The following is a 14,247-nucleotide window of genomic DNA, read 5'->3' on the forward strand; positions in this document are numbered from 1 at the left end:
AGTAAGAGGCGGGCCAACTGGCCGCCGGTACGCTCATCAACCGTGCATGCGACGAGCACGATCGACCGACCGATGACGGCGGCAGACACCCCTCTCGACAACCCCAGCCGGACCTTCGGCCGGGCCTGGGAGGACATCCGGAACGGCTTTCGGCAGCGTGACCTGTGGGGTCACCTGGGCTGGCAGGACATCAAGCAGCGCTATCGCCGCTCGGTGATCGGCCCGCTCTGGATCACCCTGAGCATGGCGGTCACCGCGGTCGGCCTCGGCCTGCTGTACTCGCAGCTGCTCGGCGCCCCGATCGGGACATTCCTGCCGTACCTGACGGTCGGGTTCATCGTCTGGCAGTACATCCTCGGCTGCGTGACCGAAGGCACCGAGACCTTCATCGCCAACGAGGGCCTGATCAAGCACCTGCCCGCGCCGCTGTCGGTGTACGCGCTGCGCACGGTGTGGCGGCTGACCCTGATGATGGCGCACAACCTGCTCGTCTACGCGATCATCCTGGTGATCTTCTTCGGGGATCTCACCACGCCCGGCTACATGATCAGCACGCCCGGTCAGCCGCAGACCGGTCTGGACTGGACCGTCGTGCTGGCGATCCCGGCGTTCTTCGTGCTCGCGATCAACGGCGTGTGGGTGGCCCTGCTCTTCGGCGTCATCTCCACCCGGTACCGCGACATCCCGCAGGTCATCGGCGCACTGATCAACCTGGCGTTCTTCGGCACGCCGATCGTGTGGACGCCCGACCTGCTGACCCGGTTCGGTGGCGGGGACTGGCGGCACCTGATCGCCGAGCTGAACCCCTTCTACCACTTCATCCAGATCCTGCGGGCGCCGCTGATCGGCAACACGCAGAGCTGGCACCACTGGGCGGTGGTCGGCGTGGTCACGATCGTCGGCTGGTTCTTGGCACTTGTGGCGATGCGCAACTACCGCGCACGCGTCCCCTACTGGGTCTGAGTGAGGCAGGACAGCACATGGTCAGCATCGACGTCTGGAACGCCTCGGTCGACTTCCCGATCTTCGACGCCAAGAGCCGCTCGCTGAAGAAGGCGGTCCTCGGCAAGGTCGGCGGCACGATCGGCACCGACAGCAAGATCCCGGTGATCGAGGCCCTCAAGGACATCAACCTCTCGCTCAAGGACGGCGACCGCGTCGCGCTGGTCGGCCACAACGGCGCGGGCAAGTCCACTCTGCTGCGGCTGCTCTCCGGCATCTACGAGCCGGTCACCGGCGGGTCGCGGATCGTCGGCAAGATCGCCCCGGTCTTCGACCTCGGAGTCGGCATGGACCCGGAGATCTCCGGCATCGAGAACATCATGATCCGCGGGCTGTTCCTCGGCATGAGCCGCAAGCAGATGGAGTCGAAGATCGACGACATCGCCGAGTTCAGCGAGCTCGGCGACTTCCTGCAGATGCCGCTGCGGGCGTACTCGACCGGTATGCGGGTGCGGCTGGCGCTGGGCATCGTGACCTCGATCGACCCGGAGATCCTGATCCTGGACGAGGGCATCGGCGCGGTGGACGCGGCGTTCATGGACAAGGCCCGCGACCGGCTGACCGACCTGGTGAAGCGCTCCGGCCTGCTGGTCTTCGCGTCGCACTCGGACGATCTGCTGATGGAGCTGTGCGACTCGGCGATCTGGATGGACGGTGGCCGGATGAAGATGCAGGGCAGCCTGCGTGAGGTCCTCACCGCGTACAAGGGCAGAGATCCGTACGAGAACCTCAGCCCGGAGATGCTCGCCCGCCTGGGCGTGACCGCTGGTGGCGATTCCCGATGACCGCGGCGCCGAAGAGTTCCGGGCTGGCACCGGACTCCGTGGTCGCCGTCGTGGTCACGCGGCACCGGCGTGACCTGCTCGTCGACTCGCTGAAGATCCTCGGCGCGCAGACCCGCCCGCCGGACCACCTCATCGTGGTCGACAACGGACCGGACAAGCCGGTCGAGGACCTGGTCAACGCGGCCGCCGTGCCGTCGACGTACCTCCCGTCGCACCGGAACCTCGGTGGCGCGGGCGGTTTCGCGCTCGGGATCCTGCACGCGCTGGCGATGGGCGCGGAGTGGGTGTGGCTGGCCGACGACGACGGCCGTCCGGCCGACGAGACCGTGCTGGAGGTCCTGCTGAGCGAGGCCAAGCGGCGCGGTCTGGCGGAGATCTCGCCGGTGGTGGCGAACATCAACACCCCGGAGACGCTCGCGTTCCCGCTGCGCCGCGGCCTGACCTGGAAGCGGCAGAAGTCCGAGCTGGGCACGGACTTCCTGCCCGGGATCGCGTCGCTGTTCAACGGCGCACTGTTCCGTGCGTCCACGTTGGACGTCGTCGGGGTGCCGGACTACCGGCTGTTCGTGCGGGGCGACGAGGTCGAGGTGCACCGCAGGCTGGTGCGCTCCGGGCTGCCGTTCGGCACGTCGTTGCGCGTGACGTACCTGCACCCGGACGGTTCGGACGAGTTCAAGCCGATGCTCGGCGGCCGGTTCCACGCACAGGACCCGGACAACGAGGTCAAGCGCTACTACACGTACCGCAACCGCGGATACCTGTTGTCCCGCCCGGGAATGCGCAAGATCGGCGCGCTCGAGGTGCTGCGGTTCGGCCTGTACTTCCTGACCGTCCGCAAGGACCCCAAGGCGTTCCTGCAGTGGCTCAAGCTCGTCCGCCAGGGCCAACGCGAACGCTTCTTCCGGTACTGACGCCCGCCAGCCCGAAGACGGCGAGCGCGGTGTTGTCGCTCAGAAAAGGCAACAGCTGCACGCCGTCCAAAGCGGACGCCAGCGCCAGTAACACCCCCGCACTGCCGGTCGCCACGTCCATCGACAGCCGGAACAGGTGCGTGCCAGGGAAGGCGACATGTCCCTGGTACGGCACCGCGTGCAGCGCAAGCCATTCGAGGTGCTGGTCCAGGGCCCGCGACGCCAGCGGGTCCGGGTCGCGGCGCAGGCCCGCCGCCAGCGCGCCGATCAGACCGGCCCGGCCGAGCATGAGACCTGGCTGGATCACGAATTCCGCCAGCAGCGCCCGGCGCAACCGTGGTAGTTCCGTCGCCACGGAGGCGCCGGGCCACGCGGTCAGCAGTTCCTCCATCGCGATCGCGATGCCCGCGCTGCCGACTTCCAGGTACGGCAACGTGTTCTGCCGGTCGCGGACCTGCAGCGAGCCGTCCGGTGTCCGCGCGCACTCCAGCAGGTCACGGCGGATCGCCAGGTCGGCGTAGTCGAGCCAGGCACGGTCCCTGGTGCGTTCGAACAGCCTCAGGAACAGCAGCGCCGGTCCGGACCAGCCGTGCATCAGCCCGGCACGGCCGCGAGCCGGCAACAAGCTCTGTTCCTGCATCTCGGTCAGCCGGCCACCGATCTCGATCGCGTGCCACAGGTGCCCGGCGTCCTGCCGGTTGGCCGCCAGGTGCAGCAGGTTGAGCCCGATCCCGGCCAGTCCGTTACGCAGGCCGTGGGACGTGATCGACGACAACTGCGGCTCGACCTTCTCGATCAACTCGTCGGCCTCGTCGTGATAGCCGAAGTTGTCCAGGACGTGGATCACGCCGTGCGCGCCGTCCCAGAATCCCGCGGTCGTGGGCGGTTCTCGGCGAACCGCGTCGACCAGCCACCGCTCGTACGCCGGGAACCGGCCGAAACCGCTGACGTCCAGCGCGTGCAGGACACCCGCCGCGCCGTGGCCGAAGCCCGTGCCCCCGGTCGCGAACTGCTGGATGTCGCCGGGGAAGAGACGGTCCTCGCGGTGTGGTGTCGCACTGGACAGCACACCGTCCGCGATGGACTTGCGGACCGCCTGCCAGTTGATCTCCGGCTGGTCCAGCGCCGTACGCCTGCGTGCCGAGCGCGCCGCCCGCGGCCGTAGTTCGGCGAGCACCTCTTCGAGATAGCCGAGGGGCAGGTCGAACTTCTTGCGGACCTGGCGGACGAAGTCGGGCAGCTTGTCCGGTTCGAGGTCGAGCACCATCGTCAACGGCAGGAACATCCAGAGCCGCAACACCGCGAAGGCGTAGCGGTCCACTTCGAACCCGCTGCGGTCGGCCGGTGCGCTGAAGCCCGGTGTGCCGCCGCTCGGCCTGCGCCGGTCGACCGCAGGGAACGTCAGCTCGAAGTCCACGAGGGACACCGAATCGTCGTCGTCGACCAGGATGTTGCGGTCGTTGAGGTCGCCGTGCACCAGGCCCCGGCGGTGCACGTCGGCCAGGATCCGTTCGACCCGGCCGAGCAGGGCCAGCACGCGTTCGACGTACCGGGTGCGGTCGGACTTGGTCAGATCCCGTTGTGTCAGTGGATAGTTGCGTGCCAGCCAGCGGGAGATCGGCACGCCGGGCATCGGGCTGAGCAGCAGGACTTCGTTGCCCGCGGCGCGGATGCGCCCTTGTAACTCGGGCACGCCCGGCACGCCCGCCAACCGGATCAACGTGCGGGCCTCACGGTCGAGCCGCGTCACGGCGTCGGCGCCGTCCGGGTCCAGGCCGGTGTGCGGACGAGCCTCCTTGAGCACGAACTGGCGGCCGTCGGAGCGGCGGTTGGCCAGGTACACCCCGCCGGCGTTGGTCTGCTGAAAGACCTTCATGACCTGGTAGCGCGCCCCGTCGCCTGGTTGCTGTGCGTGGAGGTGCGGCTTGAGGAAGCCGGGCACTTCGACCCAGTCGGGCAGGCCGGCAGGCTCGGCCACGATCTCGCCGTCCGGTCGTTCCAGTGCCGGTATGAGCGCGCCCTGTGAATCGGTGATCACACGTTCGACAAATCCGCCAAAGCGGACGTAAAGCGGTCCGTCGCCATACCGCAAGTCGCCCGGGATATACGGCCCTGACACGTCGGTCAACGCCGAACTCAGGTCTTCGAGGACGCGCTTCAGTTCGACGTCTCCGGGCGGGTAAATGGTGATCAATTTACCACTCACGGACCGGTCCGCGTACTTCGCGTTCCGATTCGTGTAAATACGCGGCGACCGCAAGAATTTGAACGGCAGCCGCGCGGTGACGCAGTACGGCCGCACGGTCTCGAGCACCTTGACGACATCGGCGCCGGTCGCGGCCACGTGTACTTTCCACCCCTGCATCGGCAGGTCGACGCCGTCGGGAAGGCAGACATGCCAGTCGCCGCGGTCGAGCCGGCGCCAGCCGGACGAGCAACCGGAAAGGGTGCTGACCCAACTTTCCCCCGTCTCGGTCCCATAACCATCGGCATCGTAGAAGTAACGATCCGCGAAACAGAACGCCTCATAACGCAGATCCATGCCGGCAAGCGCCTCCCCGTCGAAATTCCGTCCCGCGCCCCAAGTAGGAATTAATTTCCGCACGAAAACATCAGCGGGTCGATCCGCCGTTCGAGGGTTCAGACTGCCAATTAGCCGACGCTCGGCTACCCCTACTCCCGAGTATCCGAGAGTGGTCTGTCAGAAAATGACGAAAAACGCCCGGATGCCGCCGGTCGCTCCACCGGATGCAGCATTGCCCAACGGTCCGTCTCGGACCATCGACCGCTACTCAGCGTAGCGGATCTACCGAGAGTGTCTCTTCCGATAGGAGGTTCACTCCAATGACGCTTGACAGCGGGGTTAGTGTCGTTGTCGTGCATCGCATGTTCCCCATCACCCCGCCGCCCGCCGCCTAGGCGGGGCCGAGCTCTCTCGCACGCGCGGCTGGTGGCCGCGCGCTGTGGACCATGCCTGATCGCCCCGCAGCAGAACAGCACCTGTTCCTCCTGCGTTGGAGCGTCTTCCGTTGCCTACCAAGCTGTTCTTGATCCTTGCCGGTGTCCTGTGGGGAACCGGCGGCCTGTCCGGCGCGCTGCTGCAGAACCTGGCCGGTCTGCACCCGCTCGCCGTCGCCACCTACCGGCTGCTGCTCGGCGGCGCGATCGCCACCCTGGCTCTGGCCGTCCAGATCCGCCGTCTGCGATTCACCAAGGAAGTAGTGCGCCGGTTGCTGGCTGCCGGGGCCTTGCTGGCGCTCTTCCAAGCAAGTTACTTCGGCGGCGTCGCCATGACGTCGGTCAGCCTCGCCACCCTGGTGACCATCGGCAGCTCGCCGGTGATTTTGGCCATCTTCACGGCAGTGCGGTCACGGCGGCTGCCGGGCCTGCGGACGTCGCTGTGCGTCGTGCTCGCCGTGGTCGGCCTGGCGCTGCTCGCCGGGACACCGTCCACACGGGATGTCTGGCACACCGTTTTCGGGATCGTGCTCTGCCTGGTCGCCGCCTCCGGCTTCGCCACGTTCACGGTGATCAACCGGGTTCCGGTGCTGCCCGCCGGCCCGACGATCTCCCTGGGCCTGCTGATCGGCGGTCTGGTCCTGCTGCCGTTCGCACTGCCGCTCGGCATGGCGCTGCCTTTGCGGCCGGACGTGCTGCTGACCGCCTTGTTCCTGGGACTGGTGCCCACGGCCGTGGCGTACGGCGTCTACCTGATCGGCCTGCGCGGTGCGAGTGCGGTCGCCGCGGCGTTGGCCGCGGTGCTCGAACCGTTGACGGCGACCGTGTTGTCAGTGGCGTTCTTCGCCGAGTCGCTCGGGATCGTCGGTGTCGTCGGCGCGGTCCTGCTCGGCCTGGCACTGGTCGTGAACTATTCCGCTGAGAGCGGATCAGCTCAGGGTGAACCCTCGTTGCCGGCCGGGCGGCCCGGTGCTGGAGTGGGTTCATGAGCGAGCCCAAGAAGAACGCCCTGGTGCTGCACCTCGCCAGCGGCGGGGAGCCACTGGTGTACGCGCTGTCGGTCGCCGCCGCCAAGGAACTGGCGGGCAGGCTCCAGACGCTGATGACCTCCGGCGCGGTGGACACCCCGGAGCTGGAGGACGGCGCGCGGGTGACCATCAACTTCGCACACGTGGCGACCGCGCACTTCGACGAGCTGCCGCCGCTCTCGCGGGTCTACGGCAGCGCGGCCAAGGGCGGTCGCGGCTTCAAGGGCTGAAAACCCTCTCGTGAGCGTTTATCGGGGTTCTAACCCTGATAAACACTCACGAGAGGTTGTAGAGGCGGGCCCAGTTCTCGCGGCTGGTGAGTTCCGGCATGGCCGCGATGTACTGCTGCTGCACGAGGTTGCCCTCGGCCATGAAACGGCGCAGCACGGCGGCGCTCTGCTTGCCGAGCTTCATCATCAGGTCGCGGTCGTACTTGCGGAGACGGACGCCTTCCTGCGACGCGTCGGTCACGGCCACGTTGGCGAACCTCGACACGTGCCACCAGGTCGCGTCCTCGAGGCTGACCGCGCCGCGCTCAAGGGAATGCTTGCCCAGCAGTTGGTTCGTGATCTGCTTGAGCAACCGCACCGGCTTGTTCCTCGGCGACGGGCCCGCGGGGATCAGAGGCAGTTCACCGTTCCGCATCTCGGGAACGTCGGCCGGGCTGTGCCGGAACGTGTCCGGGTACTGGGCGCGCAGGGCACGGATCTCCGGCACGACCGAAGCGCCGCCGTCCCGCAGGACCGACGGTCCCTCCAGGAAGTCCTCGACGGCCTTCAGCATGGTCGCGCAGAGGCCGTACTGCATCGACAAGAGGTACCGGGTCAGCTGGGCGGCGATCACGCGGGCGACGCGCTTGGTGTTGAACGGGCTGTGCAGCGCCGCGGTGATCATCGAGTTGCGCAGGTTGAAGTACCTGTGCCAGTCGTCCCAGTCCTTCCACATGAAGTCCGCGTGCCAGACGGCCGCGCCCGGCAACGTCACCGTGGCGAAGCCCGCGGCCTTGGCCCGGTAGCCGTACTCGGCGTCGTCCCACTGGAAGAAGACCGGCAACGGGTAGCCGATCGCCTGCACGATCTCGGTGGGGATCAGGCAGGACCACCAGCCGTTGTAGCCCGCCTCGACGCGCCTTTCCTGCCTGTTCGGCCTGCCGGTGGCGGGATCGACGCCGAGCAGGTCCGCGTTGGACAGCGCGCCTTCGGAAACGCGGCCCGCGGCAAGGCCTTCCAGGTCCGCGTACTCCGCGCCCACGTGCAAGGTGTCGGGGTGCAGGAGGTTCAGCATCTGGCCGCCGACGATCACCGGGTGTGCCGTGCGGTTGGCGAAGGCCGTCAGCCGGATGGCGATGTCCGGCTCCATCAGCACGTCGTCGTCCATGAACAGCACGTTGGCGTGGTCGGACTTCTTGGCCGCCTCGAACAGGCCGCGGGTGAAACCGGCCGCGCCGCCCAGGTTGGGCTGCTGGATGTACGCGAGCTTGCCGCCGAGCTTCTTCGACACCGCCGCGAACCTGGGGCGCGAGTCGACCGTGTCGGCTCCCTGGTCGGCGACGTAGATCGTGTCCACCACGGACAGCGCGTCCGGGTCCGAAGCCAACGCTTCCAAGGTGTTCAGGCAGTCGTCGGCACGGTTGCACGTGCAGATGACCACTGCCGTCGGGCGCAGGGTCTCCGGCGGTTCGACGGTCCAGCGGACCTCCGACACGGACAGCGTTTCCCCGACGCCGGTTTCGATGTCCAGCCACAACGCGCCGCCGTCGATGAAGCGGTCGAGCTTGGCCGACAGCTGCACGGGCCCGTCGGCGGCGACAACGGCCGACGCGACGGTCCGGGACACGCCCTCGTAGTCAGACGCGTGCACGGTCACCCGGCCCTTGCCTGAAGCGACCAGTTCGACGGCCACGTCGCGCACGACCGTCCAGCGCTGCCAGTAGCTGGCCGGGAAACGGCCGAAGTACGTGTTCATCGAGACGTGCGACGACGGCTCGACTGTCACGCCGTCCCGGGTGCGCTCGGCCGCGCCGGAAGTCACCTGGGCGTACAGGTCGTCGCTGACCAGCGGGGACGGACCACCGAACAACGCGCGCTGGGTGACGAGACGGCTGGGCGCCGCCGGAGCGCGTCCGTTCGTCCGCGCCCGCGCGGTCGTCGTCTTACCCCGGGCCGGTGCGGTTTTACCGGGCATCGCGCCTCAGTCCTCCAGGACGGCTCTAGTGCTCTAGTGACGGAACACCACTGTCCGCAGCATCACGAAGTTGATCAATGTCGCCGTGCCCTGGGCGATCACCCACGCCACGGTGAGGTGCCACCGGAAGTCACCGAGCAGGTGCAGCATCAGCGCGTTCACACCCACGTTCACGAAGAACGTCACGGTGTAGAGCAGCATGAACTTCGCGACCGGCGCGGCACCGCCCGTGGCGTTGAACGTCCAACGCCGGTTGAGCAGGTAGGCGGTGGTGGTACCGAGGATGAAGCTTATCGCCTTGGCCAGGTGCACCCACGTGCCCAGTGCGACCAGGGCCTGGTAACTGCCGTAGTCCACGATCGCGGCCAGTCCGCCGACCAGGACGAACCGGGTGAGCTGGGTGAGCAAACCCACACTGCGAGAACCGGTGGGAGATCCAGCGTCCACTGCTGTCACCATGATTCCTCACTGCTCGGCGCCCCAAGCAGTCTAAAAGTCGGCCGTCGGTACGCTCAGCCGGGTGGATGCCGAGTTGCGAACGCTGGCCGGCTGGGGACGGACCGCGCCTAGTACCGCGCGAGTCGTCGTCCCGCGGACGGTCCAGGAAGTGATCGAAGCGCTGCGGCTGGCCGACGAGCGCGGCGTCATCGCCCGTGGCCTGGGCCGCGCGTACGGTGATCCCGCGCAGAACGCCGGTGGCCTGGTCATCGACATGACCGGCCTCAACCGGATCCACTTCATCGACGCAGACGCCGCGATCGTGGACACCGACGCGGGCGTCAGCCTGGACACGTTGATGCGCAGGCTGTTGCCGTTCGGCCTCTGGCTGCCGGTGCTGCCGGGTACGCGCCAGGTCAGCGTGGGCGGCGCGATCGGCGCGGACATCCACGGCAAGGCACACCACGTCGAGGGCAGCTTCTGTGACCACGTGGCCGCCATGGACCTGGTCACGGCGGACGGCGAGGTCCACACGCTCACTCCGGACGACGAGCTGTTCTGGGCCACCGCGGGCGGCATGGGCCTGACGGGCGTGGTCGTGCGGGCGAAGCTGCGGCTCAACCGGGTCGAGACGGCGTACTTCAAGGTCGACGTCGACCAGATCGACAACCTCGACGAGCTGATGGCCCGGCAGTCCGTCGACGACGACAAGTACCTGGAGTCGGTGTCCTGGTTCGACACCACGGTCACCGGCCCGCACCTCGGGCGCGGCATCCTGACCAGGGCCAACCACGCGACCCTGGACGACCTGCCGAGGAAACTGCGGGCCGACCCGCTGAAGTTCGACGCGCCGCGACTTCTGACCATCCCGGACGTCTTCCCGCCGGGCATGCTGAACAAGCTGACCGCGCGGATGTTCTGCGAGCTGTGGTACCGCAAGTCACCCACCAGGCGGAACGCGATCCAGAACATCACGATGTTCCTGCACCCGCTGGACATCCTCGGCGAGTGGAACCGCGCCTACGGGCCGCACGGTTTCCTGCAGTACCAGTACGTCATCCCGTTCGGGCAGGAAGAGGCCGTCAAACGCAGTGTGCGGCTGATGGTGGACGCGGGTCACGTGTCGTTGTTGAACGTCCTCAAGCGGTTCGGTGACGGCAACCGGGCACCGCTGTCGTTCCCCCGACCAGGGTGGACTCTGGCTGTCGACTTGCCGGTCCGGCGTGGTGTCGGTGAACTGTGCGAGGAACTCGACGAGCTCGTGCTGGCCGCCGGTGGGCGGCTGTACCTGGCCAAGGAGTCCAGGACCACGCCCGAGGCGATCACGCGCATGTACCCGCGGATCGACGAATGGCGAAAGGTGCGCGCCGACGTCGACCCGAAGGGAATCTTTGTCTCCGATATGGCCAGAAGGTTGAGGCTCACGTGATCGACGCGGTTGGCAGCCCACAGTCCCTGTTGTTGCTCGGCGGCACCTCCGAGATCGGCCTCGCGGTCGCCGAGCGCTACGCCCGTCAGCGCCCGCTGCGGGTCACGTTGGCGGGGCGCCCGTCCGACCGTCTGGACGCGGCCGCGGCGCGGCTGCGTAACGCAGGCGCGACCGTCACCACGGTGCCGTTCGACGCCCGTCAGCCGGACACGCACACCGAGGTGATCGAGAAGGCGTTCGCCGACGGCGACATCGACGTCACGGTCGTGGCGTTCGGCGTGCTCGGCGACCAGGAGGAGGCCTGGACGAACGTCGACGTGGCACGTGAGCTCGCGGAGATCAACTACGTGGCCGCGCTGACCATCGGCGTGCCGCTGGCGGAGCGCCTGCGCAAGCAGGGCCACGGCTCGATCGTCGCGTTGTCGTCCGCCGCCGGTGAGCGGGCTCGTCGGTCGAACTTCGTGTACGGCTCGACCAAGGCCGGGTTCGACGCCTTCTACACGGGCCTGACGTACGCCCTGAAGCCGCACGGCGTGACCGTCACGGTGGTCCGGCCCGGTTTCGTCCGGACGAAGATGACCGAGGGCCTGAAGCCCGCTCCGCTGTCGCAGACCGCCGACCAGGTCGCCGAGATCGTCGTCAACGCGGTGCGTAACCGGCGTGAGCAGGTCTGGGCTCCTGCGGCGTTCCGCGGCGTGATGTCGGTCCTGCGGCACGTGCCGCGGCCGATCTTCCGCAAGCTGCCGTTCTAGATGTAGACGGCCAAGGCCAGGCAGGCCACCCAGGTGACGCCGAGCACCTGTAGGACACGGTCCTTCAACGCGATGTCCTCAGGTGCGCCGGCGGTGCCGCCGTCGACGTCGACCGCGTAGCGCAGCACGGCGATGACGAACGGGATCATCGACACCGAGGACCAGACCGAGTTGTGGTTGCCCTGGCGGATCTCGAACGCCCAGAGGCCGTACGTCATGATCACGACCGCGGCCGAGGTCGCCCAGACGAACCGCAGGTAGCTGGCGGAGTACTTGGCCAGCGACGCCCGGATCTTCGCACCGGTCTTCTCGAACAGGGTGATCTCGGCGTAGCGCTTCCCGGACACCATGAACAGCGAGCCGAACGCGGTGACCAGCAGGAACCACGGCGACAGCGGGATACCGGCGGCCGCGCCACCGGCGATCGCGCGCATCAGGAAGCCGGAGGCCACGATGCACAGGTCGATCACGGTCTGGTGCTTCAGGCCGAAGCAGTAGCCCAGCTGCACCGCCTCGTACACGCCGATGACGATCACGAGTTCCCAGCTCGCCAGCGTGGACACGCCCAGCGCGCCGAGGAACAGCACGATCGCGATGACGACGGCGACCTGCGGGGGCACGATCCCGGCCGCGATCGGCCGGTTGCGCTTGGTGGGATGAGCGCGGTCCGCTTCCGCGTCGACCGTGTCGTTGACGAAGTAGACGGCCGAGGCCGCCATGCAGAACGCGACGAACGCGATCCCGGCGTCCGCCAGGACCGCGGTGTCGGTGAGCCGGCTCGCGGTGAACGGCGCGGCCAGCACCAGGATGTTCTTGATCCACTGACGTGGCCGCGCGGTCCTGATCAGGCCGACGACCACGTTGGCCGGTGCCTTGGGCGCGGCTTCAGTCGCCTCGTCCACTTTGTTGCCCATGGCGTCCCTTCCGGCCGTTCAGCTTCCGGCGCACCATCCCGCCGATCGCGGCGCCGAGCACCGAGCCCGCCACCACGTCGCTCGGGTAATGCACGCCGAGCACCATCCTCGACAGCAACATCGGCGGAACCAGCACCGTTGATAGCCGCCTGCCGGTCAATCCCCCGTAGAGAACAGCGGCCGCTGTCGTCGAGGTCGCGTGCGCCGAGGGGAAACTCAGCCGCGACGGCGTGCCGACGTGCACCTGAACGGTCTCATGGTGCGGCCGGGTGCGCCGGACGACCCGCTTGACCACGACAGACGCGGCGTGGGCGGCGAAGACGGCACCCGTCGCGACCATCCAGTCCTTACGGCGCTCACGGTCGACGACGGCACCCACCGCGCCGACCGCGAGCCACCCGAGGCTGTGCTCGCCGAAGAAGGACATCCCGCGGGCGACCTTGACGACCGCGGGAGTCGCGATCGCGCCCTGGACCGACGCCAGGACCGCGATCTCCTTCGAATCAGGCATCAAACGACCCGTCGAGCGGCGCGCCCGTGGTCAGGTGGGGCGCGACCTTGTTGTCGAACGTGCTCAGCGCCGCGCCGATGGCCATGTGCATGTCGAGGTACTTGTAGGTACCGAGACGGCCGCCGAAGATGACGTTGCGCTCGTGGGCCTCGTTCTTGACCAGCTCGCGGTAGCGCTCCAGCTTGTTGCGGTCCTCGGGCGTGTTGATCGGGTAGTACGGCTCGTCGTCCTCCTTGGCGAACCGCGAGTACTCCCGCACGATGACCGTCTTGTCGGTCGGGTAGTCCCGTTCCGGGTGGAAGTGGCGGAACTCCAGAATCCGGGTGAAGGGGACGTCCTCGTCGGCGTAGTTCATCACCGAGGTGCCCTGGAAGTCACCGGTGGTGGTGACGACCTCCTGCTCGAGGTCGACCGTGCGCCAGCCCAGGCGGCCCTCGGAGTAGTCGAAGTAGCGGTCGACCGGACCGGTGTAGACGGTCGGGGTGCCCGCCGGGATCTGGTCACGCACCTCGAAGTAGTCGACGTTCAGCCGGACCTCGATGTTCGGGTGGTCGGCCATCTTCTCGAGCCAGGCGGTGTAACCGTTCTTCGGCAGACCCTCGTAGGTGTCGTTGAAGTACCGGTTGTCGTAGTTGTAGCGGACCGGCAGGCGCGTGATGATGCCCGGCGACAGCTCCCGGGGGTCGGTCTGCCACTGCTTGGCGGTGTAGCCCTTGATGAACGCCTCGTAGAGCTTGCGGCCGATCAGTGAGATCGCCTTCTCCTCGAGGTTCTGCGCGTCCTTGGTCTCGAACTCCGCGGCCTGCTCGGCGACCAGCTGGCGGGCCTCGTCCGGGGTGAACGCCCGGCCGAAGAACTGGTTGATCATCGCCAGGTTCATCGGCATCGGGTACACCTGGCCCTGGTGGTTGGTGTAGACCCGGTGCTTGTAGTCGGTGAACTCGGTGAACTGGGTGACGTAGTCCCACACCCGCTTGTTGGACGTGTGGAACAGGTGGGCGCCGTACTTGTGGACCTCGATGCCGGTCTCCGGCTCGGCCTCCGAGTACGCGTTACCACCGATGTGCGACCGGCGCTCCAGCACCAGAACCCGCTTGTTCAGCTTCGTCGCGGTCTGCTCAGCGACCGTGAGGCCGAAGAATCCGGCACCGACGATTACCAGGTCATAGCCATCGAAGTTCACGGGCGCTGAGGGTACCGACTCGACTGCGGCCATCTGCCACCAGCCCCTTTAACCGAGGAAGAACGCCTGCGCAAGCATCATCCCAGGCGTGTCGTTCACCTGGGCGTCACCCGGCACTTCCGCGGATGCCGCGGGGTCGGCCCCCGTGCGCG

General features: G+C 67.7%; 13 protein-coding genes. 7 read left to right on the top strand and 6 right to left on the bottom strand.

What is annotated here, in order from left to right; genetic code table 11:
* Positions 1–72 precede the first annotated feature (72 nt).
* Genes wzm through glfT1 form a run of 3 tightly spaced genes read left to right on the top strand, consistent with a single transcriptional unit; the run spans position 73 to position 2,698 of the window.
* The gene (gene wzm / locus GC106_RS38965; protein WP_173140984.1) at positions 73–963 is read left to right on the top strand and encodes a galactan export ABC transporter permease subunit Wzm/RfbD; all 891 of its coding nucleotides are present in this window, start codon (positions 73–75) and stop codon (positions 961–963) included.
* A 17-nt stretch (positions 964–980) separates the two neighbouring features.
* The gene (gene wzt, locus GC106_RS38970) at positions 981–1,787 is read left to right on the top strand and encodes a galactan export ABC transporter ATP-binding subunit Wzt/RfbE (protein WP_173140986.1); all 807 of its coding nucleotides are present in this window, start codon (positions 981–983) and stop codon (positions 1,785–1,787) included.
* Positions 1,784–2,698, top strand: coding sequence for a galactofuranosyltransferase GlfT1 (gene glfT1 / locus GC106_RS38975; protein ID WP_173140988.1), 915 nt, complete (start codon positions 1,784–1,786; stop codon positions 2,696–2,698). The genes wzt and glfT1 overlap by 4 nt, the downstream gene beginning before the upstream one ends.
* On the opposite strand, the gene lanKC is transcribed toward glfT1, so the two are convergent.
* Positions 2,652–5,240, bottom strand: coding sequence for a class III lanthionine synthetase LanKC (lanKC, locus tag GC106_RS38980; RefSeq protein ID WP_173140990.1), 2,589 nt, complete (start codon positions 5,238–5,240; stop codon positions 2,652–2,654). The two genes, glfT1 and lanKC, sit on opposite strands and share 47 nt — an antisense overlap.
* A 487-nt stretch (positions 5,241–5,727) precedes the next feature.
* Here lanKC and GC106_RS38985 point away from each other — a divergent pair, with 487 nt between their 5' ends.
* Both GC106_RS38985 and GC106_RS38990 read left to right on the top strand, forming a co-directional pair.
* Positions 5,728–6,645, top strand: a complete 918-nt coding sequence (locus GC106_RS38985) for a DMT family transporter (protein ID WP_246367847.1) — start codon at positions 5,728–5,730, stop codon at positions 6,643–6,645.
* A complete protein-coding gene (locus GC106_RS38990) occupies positions 6,642–6,914 on the top strand; it encodes a hypothetical protein (protein ID WP_173140994.1) in 273 nt (90 codons plus the stop codon). Before GC106_RS38985 ends, GC106_RS38990 begins: the two co-directional genes overlap by 4 nt.
* A 46-nt stretch (positions 6,915–6,960) precedes the next feature.
* Here GC106_RS38990 and GC106_RS38995 read toward each other — a convergent pair whose 3' ends face one another.
* The gene (locus tag GC106_RS38995) at positions 6,961–8,868 is read right to left on the bottom strand and encodes a glycosyltransferase (protein WP_173140996.1); all 1,908 of its coding nucleotides are present in this window, start codon (positions 8,866–8,868) and stop codon (positions 6,961–6,963) included.
* A 33-nt stretch (positions 8,869–8,901) separates the two neighbouring features.
* A complete protein-coding gene (locus GC106_RS39000) occupies positions 8,902–9,327 on the bottom strand; it encodes a GtrA family protein (RefSeq protein ID WP_173140998.1) in 426 nt (141 codons plus the stop codon).
* A 61-nt stretch (positions 9,328–9,388) separates the two neighbouring features.
* Here GC106_RS39000 and dprE1 point away from each other — a divergent pair, with 61 nt between their 5' ends.
* Positions 9,389–10,735, top strand: a complete 1,347-nt coding sequence (gene dprE1, locus GC106_RS39005) for a decaprenylphosphoryl-beta-D-ribose oxidase (RefSeq protein ID WP_173141000.1) — start codon at positions 9,389–9,391, stop codon at positions 10,733–10,735.
* A complete protein-coding gene (gene dprE2 / locus GC106_RS39010; RefSeq protein WP_173141002.1) occupies positions 10,732–11,487 on the top strand; it encodes a decaprenylphospho-beta-D-erythro-pentofuranosid-2-ulose 2-reductase in 756 nt (251 codons plus the stop codon). The genes dprE1 and dprE2 overlap by 4 nt, the downstream gene beginning before the upstream one ends.
* Here the strand turns inward: dprE2 and GC106_RS39015 are convergent.
* From GC106_RS39015 to glf, 3 genes are read right to left on the bottom strand one after another with little or no spacing between them, the layout of a single operon-like run.
* The gene (locus GC106_RS39015) at positions 11,484–12,401 is read right to left on the bottom strand and encodes a decaprenyl-phosphate phosphoribosyltransferase (protein ID WP_173141004.1); all 918 of its coding nucleotides are present in this window, start codon (positions 12,399–12,401) and stop codon (positions 11,484–11,486) included. The genes dprE2 and GC106_RS39015 overlap by 4 nt on opposite strands.
* Positions 12,373–12,912, bottom strand: coding sequence for a phosphatase PAP2 family protein (locus GC106_RS39020; protein ID WP_173141007.1), 540 nt, complete (start codon positions 12,910–12,912; stop codon positions 12,373–12,375). Before GC106_RS39020 ends, GC106_RS39015 begins: the two co-directional genes overlap by 29 nt.
* On the bottom strand, positions 12,905–14,095 hold the full coding sequence (glf, locus tag GC106_RS39025) for a UDP-galactopyranose mutase (protein WP_312873231.1): 1,191 nt from the start codon (positions 14,093–14,095) through the stop codon (positions 12,905–12,907). The genes GC106_RS39020 and glf overlap by 8 nt, the downstream gene beginning before the upstream one ends.
* Positions 14,096–14,247: the final 152 nt, after the last annotated feature.

This window comes from Kibdelosporangium persicum (genome assembly GCF_013280595.1).
Lineage (GTDB): Bacteria > Actinomycetota > Actinomycetes > Mycobacteriales > Pseudonocardiaceae > Kibdelosporangium > Kibdelosporangium persicum.

Excerpts from the sequence above, each read along its gene's own strand:
- GC106_RS38990 (WP_173140994.1), top strand. The coding sequence starts at position 6,642 with ATGAGCGAGCCCAAGAAGAACGCCCTGGTGCTGCACCTCGCCAGCGGC.
- wzt (WP_173140986.1), top strand. The coding sequence starts at position 981 with ATGGTCAGCATCGACGTCTGGAACGCCTCGGTCGACTTCCCGATCTTC.
- GC106_RS39015 (WP_173141004.1), bottom strand. The coding sequence starts at position 12,401 with ATGGGCAACAAAGTGGACGAGGCGACTGAAGCCGCGCCCAAGGCACCG.
- wzm (WP_173140984.1), top strand. The coding sequence starts at position 73 with ATGACGGCGGCAGACACCCCTCTCGACAACCCCAGCCGGACCTTCGGC.
- lanKC (WP_173140990.1), bottom strand. The coding sequence starts at position 5,240 with ATGGATCTGCGTTATGAGGCGTTCTGTTTCGCGGATCGTTACTTCTAC.
- GC106_RS39020 (WP_173141007.1), bottom strand. The coding sequence starts at position 12,912 with ATGCCTGATTCGAAGGAGATCGCGGTCCTGGCGTCGGTCCAGGGCGCG.
- GC106_RS39000 (WP_173140998.1), bottom strand. The coding sequence starts at position 9,327 with ATGGTGACAGCAGTGGACGCTGGATCTCCCACCGGTTCTCGCAGTGTG.
- GC106_RS38995 (WP_173140996.1), bottom strand. The coding sequence starts at position 8,868 with ATGCCCGGTAAAACCGCACCGGCCCGGGGTAAGACGACGACCGCGCGG.
- glfT1 (WP_173140988.1), top strand. The coding sequence starts at position 1,784 with ATGACCGCGGCGCCGAAGAGTTCCGGGCTGGCACCGGACTCCGTGGTC.